General features: G+C 46.9%; 24 protein-coding genes and 2 pseudogenes. 18 read left to right on the top strand and 8 right to left on the bottom strand.

Going from position 1 to position 26,044, the window contains the following annotated elements:
* Positions 1–20 precede the first annotated feature (20 nt).
* Positions 21–1,133 (bottom strand): annotated as a pseudogene (locus tag HFV01_RS14610) (group II intron reverse transcriptase); the annotation flags it as partial.
* A gap of 1,106 nt (positions 1,134–2,239) precedes the next feature.
* Between HFV01_RS14610 and HFV01_RS14605 the strand changes: the two are divergent.
* The 3 genes from HFV01_RS14605 to HFV01_RS14595 all read left to right on the top strand — a co-directional run bounded on the left by HFV01_RS14605 (position 2,240) and on the right by HFV01_RS14595 (position 3,569).
* Entirely contained in the window at positions 2,240–2,419 is a 180-nt protein-coding gene (locus HFV01_RS14605) for a hypothetical protein (protein ID WP_006625930.1), read from the top strand.
* Positions 2,420–2,814: 395 nt separating this feature from the next.
* Positions 2,815–2,994 carry a hypothetical protein gene (locus HFV01_RS14600; protein ID WP_008050473.1) on the top strand — a complete coding sequence of 60 codons (180 nt, stop codon included), beginning with the start codon at positions 2,815–2,817 and terminating at the stop codon, positions 2,992–2,994.
* 395 nt (positions 2,995–3,389) lie between these two features.
* Positions 3,390–3,569, top strand: coding sequence for a hypothetical protein (locus HFV01_RS14595; RefSeq protein ID WP_008050473.1), 180 nt, complete (start codon positions 3,390–3,392; stop codon positions 3,567–3,569).
* A 752-nt stretch (positions 3,570–4,321) separates the two neighbouring features.
* Here HFV01_RS14595 and HFV01_RS32330 read toward each other — a convergent pair.
* Positions 4,322–4,694: pseudogene (locus HFV01_RS32330) on the bottom strand (reverse transcriptase N-terminal domain-containing protein); the annotation flags it as partial.
* Positions 4,695–5,752: 1,058 nt separating this feature from the next.
* Here HFV01_RS32330 and HFV01_RS14580 point away from each other — a divergent pair.
* The 8 genes from HFV01_RS14580 (at position 5,753) to HFV01_RS14545 (ending at position 12,963) form a co-directional block, all read left to right on the top strand.
* The gene (locus HFV01_RS14580) at positions 5,753–6,805 is read left to right on the top strand and encodes a hypothetical protein (RefSeq protein WP_193521242.1); all 1,053 of its coding nucleotides are present in this window, start codon (positions 5,753–5,755) and stop codon (positions 6,803–6,805) included.
* Between the two features lie 140 nt (positions 6,806–6,945).
* Positions 6,946–8,325, top strand: a complete 1,380-nt coding sequence (locus HFV01_RS14575; RefSeq protein ID WP_193521241.1) for a midas domain-containing protein — start codon at positions 6,946–6,948, stop codon at positions 8,323–8,325.
* Positions 8,294–8,689 (top strand): hypothetical protein, encoded by a 396-nt coding sequence (locus tag HFV01_RS14570; RefSeq protein ID WP_193521240.1) that lies wholly within the window; start codon positions 8,294–8,296, stop codon positions 8,687–8,689. Before HFV01_RS14575 ends, HFV01_RS14570 begins: the two co-directional genes overlap by 32 nt.
* On the top strand, positions 8,659–8,859 hold the full coding sequence (locus tag HFV01_RS14565) for a hypothetical protein (RefSeq protein WP_193521239.1): 201 nt from the start codon (positions 8,659–8,661) through the stop codon (positions 8,857–8,859). Before HFV01_RS14570 ends, HFV01_RS14565 begins: the two co-directional genes overlap by 31 nt.
* A 60-nt stretch (positions 8,860–8,919) precedes the next feature.
* Positions 8,920–9,129: a hypothetical protein gene (locus tag HFV01_RS14560; protein ID WP_193521238.1), complete on the top strand. Its 210-nt coding sequence runs from the start codon at positions 8,920–8,922 to the stop codon at positions 9,127–9,129.
* Positions 9,101–9,325 carry a hypothetical protein gene (locus HFV01_RS14555; protein WP_193521237.1) on the top strand — a complete coding sequence of 75 codons (225 nt, stop codon included), beginning with the start codon at positions 9,101–9,103 and terminating at the stop codon, positions 9,323–9,325. Before HFV01_RS14560 ends, HFV01_RS14555 begins: the two co-directional genes overlap by 29 nt.
* A gap of 18 nt (positions 9,326–9,343) precedes the next feature.
* A complete protein-coding gene (locus tag HFV01_RS30745) occupies positions 9,344–10,936 on the top strand; it encodes a DUF4912 domain-containing protein (RefSeq protein WP_318286266.1) in 1,593 nt (530 codons plus the stop codon).
* Entirely contained in the window at positions 10,933–12,963 is a 2,031-nt protein-coding gene (locus tag HFV01_RS14545; RefSeq protein ID WP_006625927.1) for a DICT sensory domain-containing protein, read from the top strand. Before HFV01_RS30745 ends, HFV01_RS14545 begins: the two co-directional genes overlap by 4 nt.
* Positions 12,964–13,030: 67 nt before the next feature.
* On the opposite strand, the gene fabD is transcribed toward HFV01_RS14545, so the two are convergent.
* The 3 genes from fabD to plsX form a co-directional block, all read right to left on the bottom strand.
* On the bottom strand, positions 13,031–13,906 hold the full coding sequence (gene fabD, locus HFV01_RS14540) for an ACP S-malonyltransferase (RefSeq protein WP_006625926.1): 876 nt from the start codon (positions 13,904–13,906) through the stop codon (positions 13,031–13,033).
* Between the two features lie 60 nt (positions 13,907–13,966).
* On the bottom strand, positions 13,967–14,959 hold the full coding sequence (locus tag HFV01_RS14535) for a beta-ketoacyl-ACP synthase III (protein ID WP_008050529.1): 993 nt from the start codon (positions 14,957–14,959) through the stop codon (positions 13,967–13,969).
* A gap of 149 nt (positions 14,960–15,108) precedes the next feature.
* Positions 15,109–16,149, bottom strand: a complete 1,041-nt coding sequence (gene plsX / locus HFV01_RS14530; protein ID WP_008050530.1) for a phosphate acyltransferase PlsX — start codon at positions 16,147–16,149, stop codon at positions 15,109–15,111.
* Between the two features lie 354 nt (positions 16,150–16,503).
* Here plsX and HFV01_RS14525 point away from each other — a divergent pair, with 354 nt between their 5' ends.
* From HFV01_RS14525 to HFV01_RS14515, 3 genes are read left to right on the top strand one after another with little or no spacing between them, the layout of a single operon-like run.
* Positions 16,504–16,680 carry an RRXRR domain-containing protein gene (locus HFV01_RS14525; RefSeq protein WP_006617505.1) on the top strand — a complete coding sequence of 59 codons (177 nt, stop codon included), beginning with the start codon at positions 16,504–16,506 and terminating at the stop codon, positions 16,678–16,680.
* Positions 16,681–16,736: 56 nt separating this feature from the next.
* Positions 16,737–18,035 (top strand): D-alanyl-D-alanine carboxypeptidase, encoded by a 1,299-nt coding sequence (locus HFV01_RS14520; protein WP_006625921.1) that lies wholly within the window; start codon positions 16,737–16,739, stop codon positions 18,033–18,035.
* A gap of 38 nt (positions 18,036–18,073) precedes the next feature.
* Positions 18,074–18,931, top strand: a complete 858-nt coding sequence (locus tag HFV01_RS14515; protein ID WP_006625920.1) for a DUF6473 family protein — start codon at positions 18,074–18,076, stop codon at positions 18,929–18,931.
* Between the two features lie 123 nt (positions 18,932–19,054).
* On the opposite strand, the gene HFV01_RS14510 is transcribed toward HFV01_RS14515, so the two are convergent.
* Together HFV01_RS14510 and pheS are read right to left on the bottom strand one after the other, a co-directional pair.
* The gene (locus HFV01_RS14510; RefSeq protein ID WP_006669784.1) at positions 19,055–19,696 is read right to left on the bottom strand and encodes an SH3 domain-containing protein; all 642 of its coding nucleotides are present in this window, start codon (positions 19,694–19,696) and stop codon (positions 19,055–19,057) included.
* Positions 19,697–19,722: 26 nt separating this feature from the next.
* On the bottom strand, positions 19,723–20,724 hold the full coding sequence (pheS, locus tag HFV01_RS14505) for a phenylalanine--tRNA ligase subunit alpha (protein WP_006625918.1): 1,002 nt from the start codon (positions 20,722–20,724) through the stop codon (positions 19,723–19,725).
* Positions 20,725–20,811: 87 nt separating this feature from the next.
* Between pheS and HFV01_RS14500 the strand changes: the two genes are divergently transcribed.
* The 4 genes from HFV01_RS14500 to HFV01_RS14485 all read left to right on the top strand — a co-directional run bounded on the left by HFV01_RS14500 (position 20,812) and on the right by HFV01_RS14485 (position 24,252).
* Positions 20,812–21,420, top strand: coding sequence for an IS607 family transposase (locus tag HFV01_RS14500; RefSeq protein ID WP_048895055.1), 609 nt, complete (start codon positions 20,812–20,814; stop codon positions 21,418–21,420).
* Positions 21,377–22,492, top strand: a complete 1,116-nt coding sequence (locus HFV01_RS14495; protein ID WP_318286287.1) for an RNA-guided endonuclease InsQ/TnpB family protein — start codon at positions 21,377–21,379, stop codon at positions 22,490–22,492. Before HFV01_RS14500 ends, HFV01_RS14495 begins: the two co-directional genes overlap by 44 nt.
* A gap of 73 nt (positions 22,493–22,565) precedes the next feature.
* A complete protein-coding gene (surE, locus tag HFV01_RS14490; protein WP_006625915.1) occupies positions 22,566–23,375 on the top strand; it encodes a 5'/3'-nucleotidase SurE in 810 nt (269 codons plus the stop codon).
* A 481-nt stretch (positions 23,376–23,856) separates the two neighbouring features.
* The gene (locus tag HFV01_RS14485) at positions 23,857–24,252 is read left to right on the top strand and encodes a hypothetical protein (RefSeq protein WP_006669782.1); all 396 of its coding nucleotides are present in this window, start codon (positions 23,857–23,859) and stop codon (positions 24,250–24,252) included.
* On the opposite strand, the gene HFV01_RS14480 is transcribed toward HFV01_RS14485, so the two are convergent.
* A complete protein-coding gene (locus HFV01_RS14480) occupies positions 24,209–25,978 on the bottom strand; it encodes an ArnT family glycosyltransferase (protein WP_006669781.1) in 1,770 nt (589 codons plus the stop codon). The two genes, HFV01_RS14485 and HFV01_RS14480, sit on opposite strands and share 44 nt — an antisense overlap.
* Between the last annotated feature and the right edge of the window lie 66 nt (positions 25,979–26,044).

The raw sequence follows: 26,044 nt of genomic DNA, 5'->3' as shown, positions 1-26,044 counted from the left end.
CACCTTAACTAATGCTATACATCCTTTCCGCCTAGGCTTCGAGGTACAATGTGGTCTACTTCAATTATGTCTGATGGGGTAAAGTATTGCCCACACCAGGCGCACCTACCTTTTTGCTTTTTGAGTAGTTTGGCTACATTATTTGGCGTGTCGATTGCTTGTCCTTTTCTGGTTGCCCAGTAAGTCCAATTACCATCATATGGTGTTGCGTCAGGGCGCACTAGGGTATGTCTAACAATCGGAGTCCAATTATGTTTCCATAATTGATATCCATCCTTAGTCTTGAATAACCAAGATTCATGCTTTTCTTTCCCATTGCTAAGTTTAACCGTTCCCTTATGGAAGTAGTTTCCTAGCTTTTCGTGGCTTGCCTCTCCGCATCTTGATGCTGTCCATGCCCGTAACATTACCCAGACTATGCTATCCAGTTTATTGAAGGTTTTTGTTGAAACTACCCCTGAGTAGTAGTTTGACCATCCCCTTATGATTGGGTTTAGTTTGCTAATCAGGGCTGATTGAGGTGCTGTTTTATGTTTTTCAATTACACCTTTTATCGCTTCAGTATGGGCTTTAACTGCCTTTTTACTGGGTTTAATGTGGGTCTTGTGACCGATTAATCGGTTTGCTACCCCACCTGTTTTCCCAGACTTATATTTTCCTGTTGGGTATTGCCTGATATTGAATCCTATAAAATCAAACCCAGGTTCTTCAGTCTTGCCATTATACTCAATGGATTTGAGTGTGTGACAAATTCGAGTTTTTTCGGGTTTTATTTCTAGTCCCACAGGTTTTAACCATTCGGAGATAGCAGTTTTGCACTGTTCAATGATTTCTAGGTCTTTTGAGATAACCACAAAATCATCGGCATATCTTATGACCGTCGCATAAGGGCGATTGTCTGTTTTCTGAGGGTACAGTTTTTCTATGAACCTAACCATGCCATCCAGTGCGATGTTGGCGAGTATTGGACTTATTACCCCTCCTTGGGGTGTCCCTGCATCTGTATCCTCAAATACACCGTTATCTAGCACACCCGCTTTGAGCCATTGTTTCAGGTCTCTCTTCAGGCTGCTTGGACAATGAATTTTGGATAGTAGGTAATCATGGTTTATTCGGTCAAAGCATTTCGGTAGGGGTCGAAATGGAAGTCGCCTTCCCCAACTCCCATTCAAAACCGTGCTTGATACTTTCGCATCACACGGCTCCTGATGTGGACACCCTATTTGTCATTAGGAACAGGGCTACAACCCCCTGCTTTGTGACTTCAACTTTGGGAGCTATATACACCACGTAGTCTTTAAACTCGCTCACGTCATAAGCACTCTTACTTATCGCAGTCTCTATATCCACACCGTGACTAGTGGGCATATCCCAACCATTACAGTTAGGCATTGGCTTTCAGTCACATCCTTTCCCCTTATAGGGTTAGGGGTCGAGAGTGAAGTCACCTTCACCCTCTCCCATTCAGAACCGTGCTTGATAGTTTCCCATCACACGGCTCCTGGTGTGGATACCCTATTTGTCAAAGGAGCAGAATCAAGAGACCTGCTTTCTACTTCGATGTTCAGAGCTATATGCACCACGTAGTCTTTAAACTCGCTCACGTCATAAGCACTCTTACTTATCGCAGTATCTATATCCCCACCGTGACCTGTGGGCATATCCCAACCATGACAATTGGGCTTTAGCTTCTGGTCACATCCTTCACCCTCTAAGGTTAGGGGTCGAGAGTGAAGTCACCTTCACCCTCTCCCATTCAGAACCGTGCTTGATAGTTTCCCATCACACGGCTCCTGGTGTGGATACCCTATTTGTCAAAGGAGCAGAATCAAGAGACCTGCTTTCTACTTCGATGTTCAGAGCTATATGCACCACGTAGTCTTTAAACTCGTCCTCGCCATTATACTCTTACTGACCGCAGTATCTATATCCCCACCGTGACCTGTGGGCATATCCCAACCATGACAATTGGGCTTTAGCTTCTGGTCACATCCTTCACCCTCTAAGCATGCGCTTACATTTTTCACTACTGCCTTGTGAATAGCATTACTCACTGGTTTATAGGCAGAGCATTAGAGGGGTTACAACGTTCCGATTATATGGGCATTCCATCGTTAGATTTGTCCTCTCCGCCGGGGTACTTTTAAAGGTCTGTGTAGGTAGTCGCACGAACCCCCTACTTTTCCCCTTGCCCTTTTGAGCGCAGCGTGTCAACCTATTTCGCTGCTAGTGTATTACGATGGTTCAAGTCGGACATTCGGTCTTGCTAATCATAGATGGTTGGCAGTGGTCGCGTCTTGGTAGTAGGTTCTACCTCACGCCTTCCGTTCCCCGCTTCAATCCTGGAGTTATGATTTCCAAAACTGGGGGTGGCTATCGCCGTTACTCTCTACTCCCTGATTTCTCAGTTCGTTTATGACCTTGAGTTCCCTGCCTTGCTTAGTTCCCTAAGCGTCGGGACATATAACCAGTTATGAGGATGGTCAGGAGAGGTCTCCTTATATCCAGATTCGGAGCTGGAATCCTCACCGGGTAGTTATTTCGGGCATTTCAGCCCTATTTCATACCCGAACGTCTCGCACCATGCGCTTACATTTTTCACTACTGCCTTGTGAATAGCATTACTCACTGGTTTATAGGCAGAGCATTAGAGGGGTTACAACGTTCCGATTATATGGGCATTCCATCGTTAGATTTGTCCTCTCCGCCGGGGTACTTTTAAAGGTCTGTGTAGGTAGTCGCACGAACCCCCTACTTTTCCCCTTGCCCTTTTGAGCGCAGCGTGTCAACCTATTTCGCTGCTAGTGTATTACGATGGTTCAAGTCGGACATTCGGTCTTCCTAATCATAGATGGTTGGCAGTGGTCGCGTCTTGGTAGTAGGTTCTACCTCACGCCTTCCGTTCCCCGCTTCAATCCTGGAGTTATGATTTCCAAAACTGGGGGTGGCTATCGCCGTTACTCTCTACTCCCTGATTTCTCAGTTCGTTTATGACCTTGAGTTCCCTGCCTTGCTTAGTTCCCTAAGCGTCGGGACATATAACCAGTTATGAGGATGGTCAGGAGAGGTCTCCTTATATCCAGATTCGGAGCTGGAATCCTCACCGGGTAGTTATTTCGGGCATTTCAGCCCTATTTCATACCCGAACGTCTCGCACCATGCGCTTACATTTTTCACTACTGCCTTGTGAATAGCATTACTCACTGGTTTATAGGCAGAGCATTAGAGGGGTTACAACGTTCCGATTATATGGGCATTCCATCGTTAGATTTGTCCTCAGAACCGGGGTACTTTTAAAGGTCTGTGTAGGTAGTCGCACGAACCCCCTACTTTTCCCCTTGCCCTTTTGAGCGCAGCGTGTCAACCTATTTCGCTGCTAGTGTATTACGATGGTTCAAGTCGGACATTCGGTCTTCCTAATCATAGATGGTTGGCAGTGGTCGCGTCTTGGTAGTAGGTTCTACCTCACGCCTTCCGTTCCCCGCTTCAATCCTGGAGTTATGATTTCCAAAACTGGGGGTGGCTATCGCCGTTACTCTCTACTCCCTGATTTCTCAGTTCGTTTATGACCTTGAGTTCCCTGCCTTGCTTAGTTCCCTAAGCGTCGGGACATATAACCAGTTATGAGGATGGTCAGGAGAGGTCTCCTTATATCCAGATTCGGAGCTGGAATCCTCACCGGGTAGTTATTTCGGGCATTTCAGCCCTATTTCATACCCGAACGTCTCGCACCTTGCGCTTACACTTATCACTACTGACTACCTCGACCAGATTGTCAGAGCCTGAAAGGGGTTATAACGTTCCGTTTATATGGGCATTTCATCTTTAGATTTGTCCTGTCCACCGGGGTACTTTAAAGGTCTGTGTAGGTAGTTAGAATAGCCACCTACTTTTTCCCTTGCTCTTTTGAGCGCAGCGTATCAACCTGTTTCGCTACTCAATTCTTACGATGGTTCAAGCCGGACATTCAGTCTCCTTAATCATGGATGGTTGGCAGTGGTCGAGTGAGAGGTAGGTTCCCCTATTACGCCTTCCGTTCCCTGCTTCAACCCTAGGAGTGTGAATCCTCAAATTGGGGGTGGCTATCGCCGTTACTCTATCCCATAATCGCACCAAGTGGTTTAATACTCCTCCTAGGTATATTTGGACGGTATTTTGCGATTTCTTAAAATGGGATTGACCTTGAGTTTCCTGCCTTGCTCCTCTGCTCGAGCGTTGGAACATATAAACAGTTAAGGGGTAACTGGGTTGAATCAGTTGATTCCCCTCTAGGAGGTTATTTCGAGCATTGCAGCCCTATTTCACTCCTAAACGTCTCGCACGCTATATCAGCATCTAGTACATAGTATTCACCTTTGCGGATGCTTAGGTAAATTCGTGCTATTGCGTCGTGGGTTGACCGTCCGGGACGGAACCCGTAGCTTGTGCCTTCAAATCTCGATTCCCATTCAGGTTCGAGAGCCGACTTAACCAAGGCTTGCCTTGCTCTGTCTTGGATTGTGGGTATTCCCATTCCCGCTTTTTTCATCCCTTCCAGGTTTTGGTATCCACACCCGTCGCAGTGGTTTTGCTTTGAGATTTCCCTTGATGCTCTTGACAATTTCAAACCTTTGTCTTGGAGAGATTGCTCTCATTCCATCAACACCGGCTGTTTTCTTGCCTTGATTATCTTGGGTCACTCGCCGGACTGCTATGTTATGGTCGAAAGGGAAGTCACCTTCGCCAACTCCAATTCCAAACCGTGCTTGATACTTTCACATCACACGGCTCCTAATGTGAATACCCTATTGTCAGTAGGAACGGGACTACAACCCCCCGCTTTATGACTTCAACTTTCAGAGCTATATGACATACGTAGTCTTTAAACTCGCTTTCGCCGTAGGACTCCTACTTACCGCAGTCTCTATATCCACACCGTGACTAGTGGGCATATCCTAACCATTACAGTTAGGCATTAGCTTTCAGTCACATCCTTTCCCCTTAAAGGTATACGCTTACACTTTTGACTACTCAATAGACACAACACTACTGAGAGCCTAAAAGGGGTTTAAACGTTCCGTTTATACGGGCATTCCATCTTTAGACTTGTCCTATCCACCGGGTTACTTAAAAAGGTCTGTGTAGGTAGCGTGCTCAGACTCCTACTTTTCTCCTTACTCTTTTGAGTGCAGCGTATCAACCTATTTCGCTACTTACTATTGACGATGGTTCAAGTCGGAACATTCAGATTTCCTTAGTCATGGATGGTTGGCAGTGGTCGAGTGAGAGGTAGGTTCCCCTATTACGCCTTCCGTTCCCCGCTTCAACCCTAGGAGTGTGAATCCTCAAATTGGGGGTGGCTATCGCCGTTACTCTATCCCATAATCGCCCCAAGTGGGTTTAATACTCCTCCTAGGTATACTTGGACGGTATATTGCGATTTCTTAAAATGGGATTGACCTTGAGTTCCCTGCCTTGCTTAGATTTCTCCAAGCGTTGGGACATATAAACAGTTATGGGATGGTCAGGGTACGAGTCCCTTATATTTCACCAAGGGGTGAAAGTCCCACTAGGAAGTTATTTCAGGCATTGCAGCCCTATTTCACTCCTAAACGTCTCGCACAAACAAAATAGTATAACATAAAAAGCCGTCCTTCTAGGACGGGGCTTTAGACCCAGGATCTTTGGTAAATGGGGCGACATTGTTATGATAAAATGCGAGCAGGCTCTGTGTAATGCTGACTGGAACATCCCGATTGTGGGTCTGCCACTTATGTCATATAAAAGAAAAACATCAATTGCTACCTTGGCGTTGGTCTGTATCCTTGATCTCGCTCCTAAGTCTTTGGCGACTTCTAGGTTGGTCTCTGCTCAATTATACCCAAATCGTTCGAGAACGGCTTTGACCTCGACTGGGTTGGCGACCAATGAAGTGGTTTTATCTCAGGCTGAACCTTTATCGGAGAGTTCAGAGGGAAGGTCTGTAGAATCAGCACCTAGTAGGACTGACCCCGCAGGATTGGTGGCTGCTTCATCGTCGGGACAGTTTCTCCTGTGGTTATTAATACTATTATCTATTGCTGTCTTAATTGCTTTTCTGCTCTGGAGAAAGCGCGATCGCTATTTGAGGTCAGCACAGGCTAAAACTGAGGGTTTAGGACAATCCCTTCAACCTGAACCAACCCCGGATTTAGCATCGACAACCTTATCGCAGATGTCAAAGGATACATCTACAACGCTAGCATTACATGAATCGGCAAAAACTTCTATATCCTCTGATACTAAACCTGAAGAAACATCAACGCTTATTTCTCCAGAACTATCAGCCAAAACTTTCGATTTCCAAACAGTCTCAGAAACTGTCTCCCAATCCGAGGTGGTGGAAGATGTGGAAACTGAGGAGAGTTACCAGGTAGCAGATATTGGGGATGAGTTGGAGGAAGTTATCTCCCAATCCGAGGTGGTGGAAGATGTGGAAACTGAGGAGAGTTACCAGGTAGCAGATATTGGGGATTCGGATTCGGAAAGGGTCTCGGAATCAGAGGTGGTGGAAGATGTGGAAACTGAGGAGAGTTACCAGGTAGCAGATATTGGGGATTCGGATTCGGAAAGGGTCTCGGAATCAGAGGTGGTGGAAGATGCGGAAACTCAGGAGAGTCAGGAGAGTTACCAGGTAGCAGATATTGGGGATTCCGACTCAGAAAGGGTCTCGGAATCAGAGGTGGTGGAAGATGCGGAAACTCAGGAGAGTGAGGAGAGTTACCAGTTGGGGTGCGGAGTGGTGGAAGATGTGGAAACTCAGGGGGTGAGGAGAGTTACCAGGTAGGCAGATATTGGGGTGAGATTGGAGGAAGTTATCTCCCAATCCAGAGGTGGTGGAAGATGTGGAAACTGAGGAGAGTTACCAGGTAGTAGATATTGGGGATTCGGATTCGGAAAGGGTCTCGGAATCAGAGGTGGTGGAAGATGTGGAAACTCAGGAGGGAGAGTTACCAGGTAGTAGATATTGGGGATTCGGATTCGGAAAGGGTCTCGGAATCAGAGGTGGTGGAAGATGCGGAAACTCAGGAGAGTGAGGAGAGTTACCAGGTAGCAGATATTGGGGATTCCGACTCAGAAAGGGTCTCGGAATCAGAGGTGGTGGAAGATGCGGAAACTCAGGAGAGTGAGGAGAGTTACCAGGTACCAGATATTGGGGATTCGGATTCAGAAAGGGTCTCGGAATTAGAGGTGGTGGAAGATGCGGAAACTCAGGAGAGTGAGGAGAGTGAGGAGAGTTACCAGGTAGCAGATATTGAGTTGGAGGAAGTTATCTCCCAATCCGAGGTGGTGGAAGATGTGGAAACTGAGGAGAGTTACCAGGTAGTAGATATTGGGGATTCGGATTCGGAAAGGGTCTCGGAATCAGAGGTGGTGGAAGATGCGGAAACTCAGGAGAGTGAGGAGAGTTACCAGGTAGCAGATATTGAGTTGGAGGAAGTTATCTCCCAATCCGAGGTGGTGGAAGATGTGGAAACTGAGGAGAGTTACCAGGTAGCAGATATTGGGGATTCGGATTCGGAAAGGGTCTCGGAATCAGAGGTGGTGGAAGATGCGGAAACTCAGGAGAGTGAGGAGAGTTACCAGGTAGCAGATATTGGGGATTCGGATTCAGAAAGGGTCTCGGAATTAGAAGTGGTGGAAGATGCGGAAACTCAGGAGAGTGAGGAGAGTTACCAGGTAGCAGATATTGGGGATTCGGATTCGGAAAGGGTCTCGGAATCAGAGGTGGTGGAAGATGCGGAAACTCAGGAGAGTGAGGAGAGTTACCAGGTAGCCAGATATTGGAGTTGGATGAAAGTTCTCTCCCAATCCGAGGTGGTGGAAGATGTGGAAACTGAGGAGAGGAGTTACCAGGTAGCAGATATTGGGGATTCGGATTCGGAAAGGGTCTCGGAATCAGAGGTGGTGGAAGATGCGGAAACTCAGGAGAGTGAGGAGAGTTACCGAGGAAGAGGTAGTGCAGATATTGGGGATTCGGATGAAAGTGATCTCCGAATCAGAGGTGGTGGAAGATGTGGAAACTCAGGAGAGTTGAGAGAGTTGGACCAGGTAGCAGATATTGGGGATTCGGATTCGGAAAGGGTCTCGGAATCAGAGGTGGTGGAAGATGCGGAAACTCAGGAGAGTGAGGAGAGTTACCAGGTAGCAGATATTGAGGATTCGGAGGAAAGGGTCTCCCAATCCAGAGGTGGTGGAAGATTGGAAAGAGGAGAGTTACCAGGTAGCAGATATTGGGGATTCGGATTCGGAAAGGGTCTCGGAATTAGAAGTTGTGGTGGAAGATGCGGAAACTCAGGAGAGTGAGGAGAGTTACCAGGTAGCAGATATTGGGGATTCGGATTCGGAAAGGGTCTCGGAATCAGAGGTGGTGGAAGATGCGGAAACTCAGGAGAGTGAGGAGAGTTACCAGGTAGCAGATATTGAGTTGGAGGAAGTTATCTCCCAATCCGAGGTGGTGGAAGATGTGGAAACTGAGGAGAGTTACCAGGTAGCAGATATTGGGGATTCGGATTCGGAAAGGGTCTCGGAATCAGAGGTGGTGGAAGATGCGGAAACTCAGGAGAGTGAGGAGAGTTACCAGGTAGCAGATATTGGGGAGTTGGAGGAAGTATCTCCCAATCCGAGGTGGTGGAAGATGTGGAAACTCAGGAGGAGAGTTACCAGGTAGCAGATATTGGGGATTCGGATTCGGAAAGGGTCTCGGAATTAGAAGTGGTGGAAGATGCGGAAACTCAGGAGAGTGAGGAGAGTTACCAGGTAGCAGATATTGGGGATTCGGATCCGGAAAGGGTCTCGGAATTCAGAGGTGGTGGAAGATGCGGAAACTCAGGAGAGTGAGGAGAGTTACCAGGTAGCAGATATTGAGTTCGGACGGAAGGGTTATCTCCCGAATCAGAGGTGGTGGAAGATGTGGAAACTGAGGAGAGTTACCAGGTAGCAGATATTGGGGATTCGGATTCGGAAAGGGTCTCGGAATTAGAAGTTGTGGAAGATGCGGAAACTCAGGAGAGTGAGGAGAGTTACCAGGTAGCAGATATTGGGGATTCGGATTCGGAAAGGGTCTCGGAATTCAGAGGTGGTGGAAGATGCGGAAACTCAGGAGAGTGAGGAGAGTTACCAGGTAGCAGATATTGGGGATTCGGATTCGGAAAGGGTCTCGGAATCAGAGGTGGTGGAAGATGCGGAAACTCAGGAGAGTGAGGAGAGTTACCAGGTAGCAGATATTGGGGATTCGGATTCGGAAAGGGTCTCGGAATCAGAGGTGGTGGAAGATGCGGAAACTCAGGAGAGTGAGGAGAGTTAAGGTCCGATATGGATTCGGATGAAAGGGGAATCAGAGGTGGTGGAAGATGCGAACAGGAGAGTGGAGGAGAGTTACCAGGTAGCAGATATTGAGTTGGAGGAAGTTATCTCCCAATCCGAGGTGGTGGAAGATGTGGAAACTGAGGAGAGTTACCAGGTAGCAGATATTGGGGATTCGGATTCGGAAAGGGTCTCGGAATTAGAAGTTGTGGAAGATGCGGAAACTCAGGAGAGTGAGGAGAGTTACCAGGTAGCAGATATTGGGGATTCGGATTCGGAAAGGGTCTCGGAATTAGAAGTTGTGGAAGATGCGGAAACTCAGGAGAGTGAGGAGAGTTACCAGGTAGCAGATATTGGGGATTCGGATTCGGAAAGGGTCTCGGAATCAGAGGTGGTGGAAGATGCGGAAACTCAGGAGAGTGAGGAGAGTTACCAGGTACCAGATATTGGGGATTCGGATTCAGAAAGGGTCTCGGAATTAGAGGTGGTGGAAGATGCGGAAACTCAGGAGAGTGAGGAGAGTTACCAGGTAGCAGATATTGAGTTGGAGGAAGTTATCTCCCAATCCGAGGTGGTGGAAGATGCGGAAACTCAGGAGAGTGAGGAGAGTTACCAGGTAGCAGATATTGGGGATTCGGATTCGGAAAGGGTCTCGGAATTAGAAGTTGTGGAAGATGCGGAAACTCAGGAGAGTGAGGAGAGTTACCAGGTAGCAGATATTGGGGATTCGGATTCGGAAAGGGTCTCGGAATCAGAGGTGGTGGAAGATGCGGAAACTCAGGAGAGTCAGGAGAGTTACCAGGTAGCAGATATTGGGGATTCGGATTCGGAAAGGGTCTCGGAATCAGAGGTGGTGGAAGATGCGGAAACTCAGGAGAGTCAGGAGGGTTACCAGGTAGCAGATATTGGGGATTCGGATTCGGAAAGGGTCTCGGAATTAGAAGTTGTGGAAGATGCGGAAACTCAGGAGGTTTCTGAGGTAGCGGAAATTGAGTTAGGAGATTCCTCCGATGAGGTGTCGGAAAGGGATGGAGAGGCGGATGAGAATTTGAAGCAAGCAACGCTAACAGGTGGTCAAGCATGGGTAGTGGGAGGAGGAGACGATCGCAGTCAGTTAGATGTGGAATCGAAAAAATTCAATGTAGGTCAACAGGATGATGGCGAAATTATAGGTTTGGATGTAGATGAAGGACTCCCGGATTTACCGGGTGGCTATAATCAGAAATGTATCGTGTTGTTGCCACGAGATCCCAGTTGGGCTTATGCTTATTGGGATATTGGTAATGAGTATCGAGAACCCTTGCGACAAAAAGGAGGTAAACAACTGGCGCTGCGGGTTTACGATGTCACCTGGATCGATATGGATAAGCAGCGTCCCCACAGTATGAAACAATATGAGTGCGATGAGTTAACGCAGGAATGGTATATTCCGGTACCGATGAGCGATCGCGACTATATTGTAGAAATTGGCTATGTGACGGAAAGTGGTCATTGGCTGTTGTTGGCGCGTTCAGAATCAGTACATATTCCCCCAGTTTACCCCTGTGACCATTATGGCGATCGCTTTTATACAATTTCCTGGGAAGAAAATCTGCGGGGGAAAAATATATGAGCATTTCCATGTCAATTCTAGCAGAATTGGTGCAGTGTCAACCACAGATTAGACCTCAAATATACTTTAAATCTTCCCTAATTGCTCTCTCTCATGCTATGGAAGATCAGGTGTTGGCGGGGTCAGATTCTCCGTTGGTGATTGCTACATTTCAGCGAGAAAGGTTTTATCGTCAGGAAGCACATAGATATCGGCGAATTGCTGCTTTAACGTCTCAAGTTTATGTGATGGCTGCACCAGAAACTGAGTTTAAAAATGCTTCTGATGCTTATGAAACTGTGGCTTTTCCACCGGAAGATATATTGAGTAAGGAATGGAATTTAGTGGTGTTAGGGGAGAATTATGCAAGCTGTCTGGTTTGTATTGAACGTGAGGATTTAGCGGAAAATTCCGAGATGTCAGAACAGTTGACGATGGACCAAGCGCGTCCCTTTGAGGGTGTATGGACTTCTCATCGTCAGATTTGTTCCCAAGTCGCGATCCTTTTACTAGGAAGAGTTAAGTATTATCGACCGGAAATACAAGGCAAAATTGAAGAGGCTGTTAATAGCTTTAATTTACCGAAAAAGCTGGATAAAAAAGGGAAATCCACAACTCGCAAATCTCGGCACAATCCGAAGGAGGAAGTTGAGCTAGACTCGCCACTAAATGATCCGTTTGCTCATCGTTTGGTAACTTATTTACAAGCAGGTCAACATAAGTTACTGCGGGTTTATCGTTCTTTGGCGGTTCAGGAGTGGAAGGAGCGATTGGTTAATTCCATCACAGCGGCTATTCGTCAATCTCTTGACCCGGAAGAAGTTCTGGAAATTGCTACTCGTGAATTTGGGGAAGCAATGCAGGCTCATCGATGTTTAATTTATCGGTGTAAGTCTACTGATAAAAGTGTTGTTATTGAACATGAATATCTGCGATCGTGCCCTGAACAACCGGAGGGAACAAAGGTTAAATCTTTACGGGGGGAGACTTGGTGGCTGGAAAATAACCCTTTATTTATACAGGTTCTACAACAACAACGTTATGTGTATTTGGGGGAACCGGGGGAGGTGGATTATGGGATAGATGAGGGTGAGAATATTTTGGCTAAACTGGCTGAAAAATGGGAAATTGGCGGCTGGTTGATGGTGCCGATTTTGTCGCAAGGTCGGCTTTTGGGGATGGTAGAATTGCATCAGTGTAATTCGGTTTGTCGCAGTTGGGAAGATGATGAGCTGTCTTTGATGGATGCGATCGCTACTCAGTTGGCTGCGGCTTTAATTCAGGCGGAAACTCATGCAAATCTTGAGGAATTGAATCGGCAATTGGAAGCGTTAGAAAGGACTCGCAGCAATTTGATTGCCATTACAGGTCATGAATTAAGGACTCCTTTATCTACAATTCAGGTCTGTTTGGAGTCTTTGAGTCAGGAACCAGATATGCCTTTGGAAATGCGAGAGGTGATGTTAGAAACGGCTCAAGCTGACGCGGAACGTCTGCGGAAATTGGTGCAGGATTTTCTAACTTTATCCCATTTAGAAAGTGGTAGAGTGGACTGGAACCCGGAATCTTTGCGATTGGAAGAATGTATTGATTTGGCTATTAGTGGTGTGAGTGCTAGATATGCGGAAAATAAGCCTAAAATTGAGGTAGAAATTAATGATAATTTACCGTTAGTTAAAGCTGATGGTGAGTGGTTGGTTGAATTGCTGACTAAACTGTTAGATAATGCTTGCAAGTTTACCAGTTCTGAGGGTAAGGTGACTATTAAGGCTAAATCTAATGGCGATCGAATGTTAGAGGTGACTGTGGCTGATACGGGACGAGGAATTGAGCCTAACCGCTTGGAGGAAGTTTTTGATAGGTTTTATCAGGAGGAGGGTTCCCTACGCCGCACAGTGGGGGGAACGGGTTTAGGATTGGCGATAGGTAGGCAAATTGTCACGGGTTGGGGAGGCCGTATCTGGGCTGATTCTTTGGGGAAAAACCAAGGCAGCCAGTTCCATTTTACCATACCTTTGGTGGAAAGTGAGTTAATAATTAATAATTAGTAATTAGTAATTGATAATTAATTGGGAAGGGAGCGGGATGCTCCCAGTACAATTAGGATTAAAGAAATTAGGATGGCGGAATGCGATCGCAATTTTCTAGGGTCAAACCGGAACAGGTCCGCTTAATTAATCCAGTCAATACTTGACCAGGACCGACTTCTATCACTTTTTGAATACCCTGTTCTGAAAGTTGTAAACAAATTTCGCGCCAACGCACCGAACCCGTCATTTGTTTAACCAGACGTTCCTTGAGAATTTCCCCATCAGTAGCGGGGGTAGGGTCTACATTAGACAAAACCGGAACGGTAGCCTGTTGAAAATGAACTAAGTCTAAAACTTGTTGAAATTGGGTAGCAGCATCAGCCATTAAAGGGGAATGAAAAGCGCCCGATACATTCAATTTAACGGCTCGTTTGACCTTGATTTTACTGAGGAGATTATCAACGGCTTCTGGGGTTCCTGAAATCACGACTTGAGCGGAACTATTATCATTAGCCAAAACCACATTGTCGGTTTGTTCTAGTTGTTGATTGAGTTGTTCAGCATTAAAGCCAATGAGAGCAGCCATTTGTCCCCCCGCCGCCTTATCCATGAGTTCGGCGCGATGTTTAACCAAACGCAAACCCGCCTCAAAATCAAAGACTCCAGCAGCATAAAGAGCGACATATTCTCCTAAACTATGACCCGCGACTAAATCGGGAGTTTGACCTTGTTTTTTGAGAGCATCAACGAGGAGAGTTTCGACTACATATAAACAGGGCTGAGTGTAGAGAGTGCGAGACAATTTATCAGCCTCCCCCTGACACAAATCAGGTAGAGACCAACCGAGGATATCAGCAGCTTGATGTAACTTAGGTTGTGCGTCTGGTGAATCAAATAAATCGGCACCCATACCGACAGCCTGTGAACCTTGTCCAGGAAAAACCCATGCGGTTTTAGTCATTATTGTTTGCTTGTTAACCTTAGCTAAATAGGACAGTAAAAAATGGGGTTTAACTTTTAATTAGTTTCCCCATTTAAAGATTGCCGAACCCCAGGTTAAACCTGCACCAAATCCGGCTGTAGCAATTATATCACCGGATTGTATTTTTCCCGATCGCACTACTTCATCAAGAGCCAAAGGAATAGAAGCGGCGGAAGTATTACCATAATTAGCGAGGTTACTAATCACCTTATGGGGGGGGATTTTTAGCCTTTGAGCGACAGCATCAAGAATCCGTTGGTTAGCTTGGTGAAGGATAAGCCAATCGACATCATCAGCAGTTAAGCCGGAGTTAAATAGAGCTTTTTCGACCACTTCCGGGACTTTTTTAACAGCAAAGCGATAGATATCTTGACCATTCATAGTAATGGGTAGATACTTACCTTGATTGATAGTAATTTCGGGAGTTAAAGCCTTAGCTTCTGGTTGAAAAGCCAGGTTAAGGGAACTATTGAGACTACCATCACTTTTGAGTTCAAAACCCAATAAATTATCGCGATCGCTGGCTTGTAAAACCACCGCACCCGCGCCATCTCCAAATAAAATACAAGTGCGGCGGTCCGACCAATCAACCCATCTGGAGAGAATATCCGCCCCCACTAAAAGCACATTTTTATAAACTCCGTTACGGATAAACTGACTAGCAGTGACCAAGCCAAAAACAAAGCCAGAACAAGCCGCCGTCAAGTCAAAAGCCACCGCTTTGGTCGCGCCAATTTGTGCTTGTATTTGACTAGCACTACCAAATAAATCATCAGCGGTGGAAGTAGCGAGAATAATTAAATCAATATCAGTAGGTTGTAAACCAGCCATAGCGATCGCATTTGCGCAAGCCGATGCCGCCATGTGACTAAGTGTTACCTCTGTAGTCGCCAAGCGCCGTTGACGAATACCTGTGCGGGAACTAATCCACTCATCGGAGGTTTCCACCAGTTGAGAAAGTTGGTTATTATCGAGTAAAACCGACGGAGTAGCCGCGCCACTACCTGTAATAGCTATACCTGTGGTTGTCATTTATCCTTAATTATTTTCTATGAAAGGGGTCAAAATGTGAGTGGTTAGGGTGCAGGGGGGGGGTAAAATCGATAATTGACATTAACAATGATCAATTATTAATTTTCCCCAGAGCATATAGCTGATCACCAAATCCGACGATCGCCAGATTATGAGTCTTGTTCAATCGCCTGTTTTTGGTGTTTTTGATACTGTAAATTAATGCGTTCTAGCACTTCATTATTAACCGCATCTCGCGCCATGCGAATAGCATTACAAATAGTCGGGGCTTTAGAAGACCCATGACCAATAATGCAAATTCCGGCTACACCCAAAAGTAAAGCTCCCCCATGTTCAACGTGATCAACCCTTTGTTTAAAGCGTTTTAAACTAGGCTTCAGCAGAGTAGCCCCCAGTTGCGATCGCAGTCCCGAAGATAACTCCTCCCGCAGCAATTGGAGAACCGCCTCTCCGACTCCCTCGGCAAATTTCAATAGTACATTACCCACAAAGCCATCACAAACTATCACATTAAACTTACCAGTGAGTACATCTCGTCCTTCAGCATTTCCAGCAAAAGAAATCAGAGAATTTTCTTGTAGCATCTGATAAGTCCGCACCGCCAGATCATCACCCTTAGAAGATTCTTCACCAATATTGAGTAATCCCACAGTCGGGTTATCAACACCCAAAACATACTGGCTATAGATGCTTCCCATAACAGCAAACTGTTCTAGGAACTTAGGACGACAATCAACATTAGCCCCCACATCCAGAATCAGAACCGGGGAAGAACGCACCATAGTAGGTAACACAGCACCAATGGCGGGGCGATCAATACCCCGAATGCGTCCTACCCGCAATAGTGCCGAAGCCATCGCCGCCCCAGAGTGACCAGCAGATACAACCGCATCAGCTTTTTTTTGTTTAACCAAATTCATGGCAACATTAATAGAAGCATTAGGCTTGCGTTTAATCGCCCCTAATGGTTCTTCGTGCATTTCGATTGTCCCTTCGGCGGGGACAATTTCTGGCAATGGTGAGTTGCTGTGGTGTTCTTTGAGGGATGCCTCAATCTGCTGAGGATCTCCCACCAGTATGACATCAACCCCAAATTTTTCCTGTGCCATCAGCGCGCCCGCCACTACTTCTGTGGGGGCATGATCTCCACCCATCGCGTCAATTGCAATTCGTGCGCTAGTTAAGCCCATTGACCCAAGTTAGAGAAACCTTGAAGATTTTACCAAAAAACGGGGTTATAACCCTTATCCATAAAGCAAGGGGTTTCGCGCTAAGTGTCTCAGTACGCGATATCCTCTTGCATAAAATCCGGTAATTTCCGGCAGGAGGCGGAAATTACTCCTCACAGAGTCTGCAAGATGCAGGTCCAGGATTAGACCTACGTTAAGGGGGTGATGACACCCACAGGTGAGCGCCAGCCTGTTGCTCTGTCGTCTATCTTTAAGGAACGACATGAGTGGATTTGTCAGCTCGAGTGAGCTAGACGTAAAAAGCCCCTTTAACATGACCGAAGCCAACATTACCCCATCTGGGAGATAGCTTAAATGCCAAATTACCAAAATTACGTTTTTGTGGTTGACACACTGGGGCAACCGTTAAGTCCCACTCATCGGGCCAGGGCCAGAAAGCTTTTGAAGCAGGGTTTGGCTGCAGTGTTTAGGACTTATCCATTTACAATTATCCTCAAGAAAACTGATTCTAATGGTCCGGGAAAATCCTAGAATTGCGGTGTTGATAATTATCTGATTTTTGTTTGACTTTGAGGAAACAGCGGCCGATGTTAGATGTGTTTACTTCTGGGATTATGTCTGTATGGTTGGAGATGGCTGGGATGAATCGCGACCAATTGAATAGGACTTCCCAGCAAATGTGGGAAAGCAGCCTATCGGATATTATCTCTATTGAACGCCCAGATCCAGCAGTAGAGGCGATCGTCCAACAGTATTTGGCGCGTTTATCCAGTCGTGGCATATCCAGCGCCTCTCAGGGGGTATGGATTGAGGCGGGACCTTTTACGGTGGCTAATCATCGGGGGGATATTCCTTTATCGGCCGCTTCGATCACTAAAATAGCTACATCTTTGGCGGCGTTGCAAACCTGGAGTGTTAACCATCAGTTTGAAACCATCATTGGCGCAACTGGTCCCATTGAAAATGGGGTATTGCAAGGGGATTTGGTGATTGTGGGGGGAGGAAATCCCTTTTTTGTCTGGGAAGAGGCTTTTAGTTTGGGATATGCTCTCAATCAGTTGGGTATTCGTCAGGTGCGGGGAAATTTGACGATCGCTGGTAATTTTTCGATGAATTATGAATCGGAACCGCAACTGGTGGGTAATTTACTCCGTCAATCCCTCGATTCCCGGCTGTGGGAGTCAGAAGCAGCTACTCAATATGTCCGTTCAGGGTCGGGGTTGCCAAAACCACAGGTACAAATTTTGGGCTCGGTGCAATATGTCACCTCCCCGCCTAATCTCCAACCCCTAATCCGCCATCGGTCTCTGAGTTTGGCTGAGATTATTAAACAAATGAATATCTACAGTAATAATCCCATCTCGGAAATGTTGGCTGAAACTTTGGGCGGTGCTGAGATGGTGCGACGATTGGCGGCTGAGGCTGCTGGGGTTTCCGTTGATGAAATTCGCCTGATTAATGGTTCTGGTTTGGGTCATGAAAATCAAATTTCTCCTAGGGCTTCGGTGGCTATGTTTATCGCTTTGGATAGACATTTGCGAGATACAGATTTAACTGTGGCGGATTTATTACCTGTTTCGGGACGAGATTTGGGAACTTTGGAATATCGCCGCATTCCTCCAAATTCGGCTGTCAAAACTGGCACTTTGTTTGATGTTAGTGCTTTGGCGGGGGCTATCCCAACTCGCGATCGCGGTGTGGTCTGGTTTGCTATCATTAACCGCGCTACGGGTTTGGATGCTTTGCGTGATGACCAGGATTGGTTATTACAACAGTTGGTAAATTACTGGGGTGCGTCGGATGTTTTGCCAATTACTTTGACAAATAATCTTGATGGGACTCGTCCGGCTTTGGGGGATCTGGCTAGAATTGATCGGGTTAATTAGCTCGATTTTTCAGATGCTGCTAACAATGCTAATCAATTATGGGATATTATCAAGAACGCGATCGCTCTATTACTAACTACCAAATGTTTGAGTTGGGAAACACTGGATTATCTTTTCGTGGCCCCCAACCCCACACACTCGCTCAGGGTGATTATTTTACCTGTTTAGGCGCGGCACAGACTTTTGGCTGTTTTGGCGATCGCCCCTATCCTAATTTGTTGGCAAATTGGCTGAAATTACCAGTTTTAAACTTGGGATATGGGGGGGCGGGTCCTTCTTTCTTTCTCCACAATTCTGCCTTAATCGATTACATAAATCGCGGTAAGTTTGCCATTGTTCAGGTCATGTCTGGACGCAGTGAGAGTAACTCCCTATTTGATACCGGAGGCTTGGAATATATCCGCCGACGTTCTGATGGTGAACAGTTGGGTTCAGAACCGGCTTATCAGGAGTTATTGACTACCTGCGATCGCGATTTTGTCAATCAGATTATCGCCGAAACTCGACAAAATTGGGTCAGCAGTTATCAGCTTTTATTGAGCAAAATTAAAGTCCCGAAAATTCTGCTTTGGTTTTCCGAGAGGGAGCCTGATTATCAACTTACATACAATAATATTTATTGTCTATTTGGCAAGTTTCCCCACTTGATAAATGCTCAGGCGATCGCTCAAATCATCCCCTTCGCTAATGATTATATTCAATGTGTTTCTACCCGAGGAATGCCACAACTATTAATTAACCGACTCACCGGATACCCTACCACCCTGAATTTAGCCTATCAGCGCCCGGATTTGGGCGATAAAACCTCTTTTTACAATGATTATTATTTTTCTCCCGAAATGCAACGAGACGCGGCTACATTGCTAAAATCAGCCTGTCAGCAATACCTATATTGACATACTCCCCCCTAGGATTCGGATTGAGGGAAAGGGTAATGTTTGCTGTAATTGATAATTAATTCCCCCGGCTTCCCTAGAAAGGAAAAAGCATGGGGGGAAAGAGGTAACGAATGGCTGAAACTACCGACACATAATTAACGTATTAGCAGAGATATATCCAGCCACCGGAGTGGTAATTTTAACCCAATTGCGACGCTCACCATCAGGGTCAGGAATTAAGCGATAGTCAGATGCTAATTGTACCCGTTCTCCCGAATCGACACCACCGCGACGAGCAGATGAGCGGGAAGGAGCAGCCCTGACCGCGACACCTTCTGGAGCCGCCTCGCGATCGACTTGACGACAAAGACTCCCTGATGGTCGTGTGGGTGGAGTTTCAGCCAAATCGGTAGAACAGTCCACCAAATTACCGGAACTATTGGGAAAGCCGTTAGAAATAAAACCCCGGACGGGATTAGTGATTTCCACCCAGGAGCGACCACCAGGACCAGTTATTCCCTGTGCATTAGTGGCTAAAGTCACTTGTTGAGCATAGGAAACCTGACCGACGACGGGAGAATTGGGAGTAGGTCGCGCCCGAACTACTAAACCCCGAGGTTCAGAAATTTTACGACAGCGATCGCTGGTGGTTTGGGCGATATTAGAGTTAGAGTTAGGCAATATTTGAGCGCGCGCCCCCAATTGTGCAACTGAGAGCATCAACAAAACTATAGCTAACCCAGAAACTGACCGATTAAAGGATTTCCCAACTGCCAAAAACATAAAATCCACACCCACCCTAAGAACCTTTAGAATTGTCGCAGAAAGCGCAGATCACTAGCATAAACCCGCCGAATATCATCCAATTGGTGTAAGACCATAGCAAAGCGTTCTACCCCAAACCCCGCAGCAAATCCAGTATATTTTTGAGGATCATAACCCACAGCTTCGAGAACATTCGGATCGACCATACCACAGCCTAACACCTCTAACCATTTACCCTGCCATTCCAAATCCACCTCAGCGGAGGGTTCTGTAAACGGGAAATAACTAGCGCGGAACCGAATTGGTAGATCACCAAACATTTGACCCAGAAACTCTTTAATAGTGCCTTTGAGGTCTGTAAAACGGAGATTTTCCCCGATCGCTAATAACTCCAGTTGATGAAATACCGCCGCATGGGTAGCATCCACAGTATCGCGACGATAAACCCGACCCGGTGCGACAATGCGAATGGGGGGCTGATGTTGTTCCATGTAGCGAATTTGCACCGAAGAGGTATGAGTCCGTAACAGATTCCCATCAGGTAGGTAGAAGGTATCCTGCATATCCCGCGCCGGGTGGTCTGGGGGGGTGTTTAATGCCTCAAAATTATAGTAGTCGCTCTCCATTTCTGGCCCGGTAGCCACGGTGTAGCCCATACCTACGAAGATATCTAAAGCCCGGTCAATTACGGCATTGAGGGGGTGAATTTTGCCCTGGGGACGATACACAGGGGGCATGGTAACATCTATGGTTTCAGTTTTTAGTTGAGCTTCAATGAGGGCGAGTTCTAGGGCTGTGCGACGCTGGTCGAGTTGAGTTTGCAGGGCTTGTTTAACTTCGTTGGCGCGCGCCCCAATACGAGGGCGCGCTTCCGGTTCAAGTTTACCCATTCCCCCCAGAACTTTGGAGAGTTGGCCTTTTTTGCCTAGATAGTTAATCCGCAACTGTTCCAGTCCTGAGAGGGTTTCACAGATGGCGATCGCTCTGTCAGCCTCTTGGCGTAGGGATTCGATTTGGTTTTCTAACGATTGAAGTTCGGTAGTCATTTGAGTGAGAGCATGATTTAATCACAAATTCGGTTAATATTTTAGGGCAATACGGTATAATAAGCGAGAAGGGTTGAGGATAAACCTATTGCCAGATATGTCAAACCCAAGGAAGCCGCCCAAATCCTTCGAGTCCATGAAAGAACACTCCGCAGATGGGACGAAAATGGCTCAATCGAGACTATCAGAACCCCCGCTGGGCAACGACGATACAACGTTGAGTCATATACTGCTGCCAAATCAGGCAGTGACAAACGCAAAGTCGTTATCTATGCCAGAGTTAGTAGCCGCGCCCAGCAGTCAGACCTCAACCGACAGGTGGCCGCACTGTCCAACCTCTACCCCGAAGCAGAAGTCGTCTCAGAAATCGGAGGCGGGCTCAACTTCAAGGGAAAGAAAATGCTGGCCTTACTGGGACAAGTCTTGTCAGGAGATGTCCGCATGGTTGTCGTTGCCCACCCAGACCGATTGGCAATATGGGGATTTGACTTGTTTCGATGGCTCTGTGAGCAAAACAGGTGCTCACTCATGGTTCTCAACCAGACAAGTCTCAGTCCAGAACCAGAAATGGTTGAGGACATCCTCGCCATCCTCCACTGCTTCAGTTCCCGATTATACCGACGGAGTAAATACAAAACTCAGGTCAAAGAAGATCCGGATTTACCCCAGCCCCGAGCTAAATCAAGTCTGGCGTAAATGGCTGGCTGCTTGTCGGTATTGCTACAACCAAGCAATTGCATTATCTAGGAGTGGTAAACGACTAAGCAAACTGAAATTACGCAACGAAGTGATGCAGAGCGACTTGCCTGCATGGGTCAAAGAAACACCCTGCCATATTCGGCAGAATGCTATCTTTGATGCCTATCTCGCCTTTTCAGCCAGTCCTGGCGCAAGGTTTAGGAGCTGTCGGGATAGTTCTCAAGCCATCAAGTTTAACGATGCTAATTTCTCTTCAGGGAGTTGGTATCCAAGACTAACGAAAGGATTAACTTTCATGGTTTCCGAACCCATCCCTAAAACTTGCGGGCAAGGGACTCAGTTGGTGTTTACCAAAGGTCGATGGTTGGCGATTTTCCCTGAACCAGTTGCCGTTACCCCAACTGACGCTACTGGCGTGATTGCATTAGACCCGGGTGTGCGAACTTTCATAACTGGGTTTGATGGCTCTCGATTTCTGGAATTGGGCTCCGGGGATATTGGACGCATTACTAGGCTATGTCAACATTTGGATGATTTGATGAGCCGAATCGCCAAGGAACCCTGTCGTTCAAGAAGGCGACGGATGAGGCAAGCGGCTCAACGAATGAGAACCAAAATCCGCAATCTAGTTGATGAAGCCCACAAACAAATTGCTCACTACTTGACTCACAACTACAGCCTAATTTTTTTGCCCACCTTCGAGACTTCCGATATGGTTGCCAAGGTGAAGCGTCTAATCAGGTCTAAGACTGCCCGCGCCATGCTGACATGGGCGCATTATCGATTCAAACTAACCCTGAGACATCAAGCCGAGATAACTGGAACCACAGTTGTAGATGTGACGGAAGAATACACCAGCAAAACCTGTACTCACTGTGGTCATGTGCATTCCCAGCTAGGTGGCTCAAAAGTGTTCCGATGTCCTGAGTGCGGGTTCACTCTACCCAGGGACTGGAACGGTGCTTTTGGAATCTTTCTAAAAGCTTTGCGGGATACCGCCTCTGTTACCTTAACGGGTAATAGTGCTATCGTCGCATTGTCAGGCAATAGCCGGATAAATGTCGCGTAAATGTATCAGGGCGGGGATTCTCGGCCGTTAAACTCAAAAAAGTTCAAATTGTAATGCGCGGAAATGGTGGTCGATGAAACTGTTAATCAGCAATGATGATGGGGTTTTTGCCCTGGGTATTCGTTCCCTAGCTAATAGTTTAGGGGAAGCGGGACATGATGTTACTGTTGTCTGTCCCGATCGCGAACGTTCAGCCACTGGTCACGGATTGACCCTACATCAGCCCATTCGTGCGGAAGAGTGTTCATCAGTCTTTCACCCGACTGTAACCGCCTGGTCTTGTTCAGGAACCCCGGCTGATTGCGTAAAATTGGGGTTGTTTGCTTTACTTGACAGTATGCCAGATATGGTTTTGTCAGGTATCAACCACGGCCCCAACCTAGGAACGGATATCCTGTATTCGGGAACGGTATCCGCTGCTATGGAAGGGTTGATTGAGGGTATCCCCAGTATTGCATTTAGTCTAGCCAGTTATTCGTCGGTTGAATTTGACCTGGCCGCAGGTTTTGCGACCACCCTGGTTAACGCTTTAGAAAATCAGGGATTATCGGAAGCATTTTTGCTTAATGTTAATATTCCTGCTGTTGGCGAACAGGAAATCGCTGGAGTGGCGATCGCTCGCCAAGGTATTCGCCGCTATGTGGATATTTTTGAGAAACGGGTTGATCCGCGCGGTAAAACCTACTACTGGCTTGCCGGAGAACTTCTCGAAGACGTGGAAGAAGTTATCGACCATCAAAATTTTGATCATGCACCCACAGATGTAAGTGCCGTCCGCAGTAACTATATTACCATTACCCCCCTTCAGTACAACCTTACCCAATTTAAAGCCTTAGAACCCCTTGCGGATTTGGTGGCCGCCGTGAGACACTGGAGACAGTAGACTAGAATAGTAGATAGAGAATCATAGCAAGTCCGATCATGGGGGTTGATTAAAGCCAAAGGCTTGGTAGATCCTAGTCAGCACCCCCGGCTGAAGCACGGGGGCTTCGTGCCCCCCTTTCAGGTAGCTGACCAGCTTAAGCCTTAACTGGCTCCGTTCAGAGCAAGAGTTAAAGTTCCTACCCTGGAATGCGTGCTAGTTCCAGGCTCTAGAACCGAATCGTTAAACATCTCTAAGGGGTTAAGGACGTGCGATTTGGATAGTACCGACTCTGAACATTGGCGAAGCAAACATTACCCCGCAAGGGAGTCGGAGCCAACCATAGCTCCATGGAGGGGCAACCATACCCCTCCACCCCGCAAGGGGGTGCTGGCGGCGGTCAGCCGCTTGAGTCGGTTTTCCTCTCCGTGATCAATCACGGAGCTTCCAACCCTCCCAGGAGTTTTACGTGATAAGTTCGTTCACTCACACACAGTCATCTATGAATGCTGATACTTTTAACTCTCACTCAGTTAATTGTCCCATTTGCCACCACACTAGCGTTTTGCCTTCAGTAGGGGTGTTTGGCGGACTGTTTACCTGTCCTAACTGCCATACTCATCTGGTAATTAGCAACAGTGGTCATTATGTGCGAGATCCTTTTTCTTGGCAACATTGGGCGATCAGTAGAATGCTAAGGCGGCAGAGTCATCCGTTGGCTAGAATTGGTCGTGATGTTTGTTCAACTAAACCGTTTTCTTTAGTGGCGATCGTTAGTAGTCTGCTACTGTTAAGTTTGGCAGTGGTGGTAAGCGATCGCCTAAATTATCGCCATCAGATACTTGACCCCAATATTACCGAATTTGAGCAAGATGCAGGCGATTACCCTTTTCCCTAAATGGCTTTAATCCTTTGATGGGTTTGGGGATTTCAGAAGGCATAATTAGAGTCCACCCTTCTATAGTTCCCAAAACTCTGCTATCTGGGAGTTGGAGGTTATGGAGGGTTTGCTGATCAACCAGAAAATAGGCTGAGGGTGAGTTGTGCCAGTAATGCTGTAGGGCTTGGCTATCTACGGGACGTATTTGCCGTCCGCTATAAAAATCTAGGGAAGGTCGCGAGTAGGGGTAGGATGTGTAAATCTGTGCCTCCGGGGCTGTATGTTGTTGGATGAGACTAGCAACGGGTTTGACGGGGTAGGACTCGCCCAACTCCCAAACCCAGTGATGTGAGGAAACAAATAGCAGCAGGGATAAATACATCCCCCAGCACAGAATGACTAAAAATTGGCGATCGCATTCGACTAACAATAGGGTACTAACAGCCATGGTTAATGCTACGGAAGCACAGGTTAACTGAAGGTTAATGTCTAAAGTAGTGGTATCAGTTAGGGTTAACATTCCGCCAAAATATAGCCCTCCTAGCCAAGCTACAAAGGCTAAGATACTAAATAGGGGCCAGAGGCGATCGGGACGGGGACAGAGATAATCTGGGGTTAGCAACTGGTCTGGGGGGACGCTGGGGGAAGGCTTTGTTTTTTGCCATCTACCAATTTCATGATCTCCTTCTTCCCAAACTAGGGCTAGATAACTTCCTACCGCTAGGGCGAAGGCTGGATAAATGGGCATAATATACCAAGGGAGTTTGGTATTCATCGCAGATACCGCGATTAAATAAACTCCTGTCCACACTAATGTTAACCGCGCCCAACTTAAATTGCGATCGCGCCAAGCTAATCTTAATCCTCCTAACCAGAATAATAGCCAGGGGGCGCTCAATTTAATGATTTCCAGTAAATAATACCAGGGGGGTCCTTTGTGGTTTTCCACCGACTCCCAAATTCTAACTAGGGACTGATCTACTAGGTTGGCGATTATGAAGTCAAAGCCATAATATTGCCATTGGGAAGCATACCAAAACGCTACGGGTACTAAGCCTAGCCCTAAGCCCCACCACAGGAATTTTGAGGTCAACAGTCGCGGGGTATCCCACAACAAAAATCCGAAGGCGATCGCTCCTAATAATACCCCTAATAGCACTCCTTTGGTGAGACACAATAACCCAAATGCTAACCCAGACCCCAAGGCGTAGCGCAAATCTCGCCGCGCGCGCAATACGCAGACCATCATTAGGACTAGGAAAAATAATACCGCCCCATCTAACATGGCTAAACGACCGTGACGGACTACTGGAATTAGGGTTAAATAAACTAGGGCCGAAAAAATGGCCTGGGTGCGACGGTGGAAAATTTCCCGCCCTAGAGTGTATAATAGGGGTACGGATGTGGCTGTTAATAAGGCTCCTGGTAGACGGGCTGTCCATTCGTTTACGCCCCCTATTTGATAAAATAGGGCGATGAACCAATGGATTAAGGGGGGTTTGTTTAAGTAAGGGTCTCCGTTTAGGGTCGGGTGTAACCAGTTAGCATTCCCTGTGATTAACTCCCGCGCTACTTGGGCGACAATTCCTTCGTCCCAGTCTCTGATGGCCACTCCCCCTAAATCTATGGTAAATAATAGTAAGGCGGTGAGCCATAATCCCCATCCCCATAGGCGATCGGCTTTTTGGTAGGTAGTGAATATTGGGCTTTTTGGTGTTCGGTGTGCGGAAATTCGATGAAACATAGTCCCCCATGCGATCGCTCAGTTTGACGGTATTTGTAGAGTTCTTTCTAGTTGGAAATCTTCCTT

This window comes from Limnospira fusiformis SAG 85.79 (assembly GCF_012516315.1).
GTDB classification, from domain to species: domain Bacteria; phylum Cyanobacteriota; class Cyanobacteriia; order Cyanobacteriales; family Microcoleaceae; genus Limnospira; species Limnospira fusiformis.
Note: the sequence above shows the minus strand (reverse complement) of the source record. Positions and strands in the feature narration are given on the sequence as shown.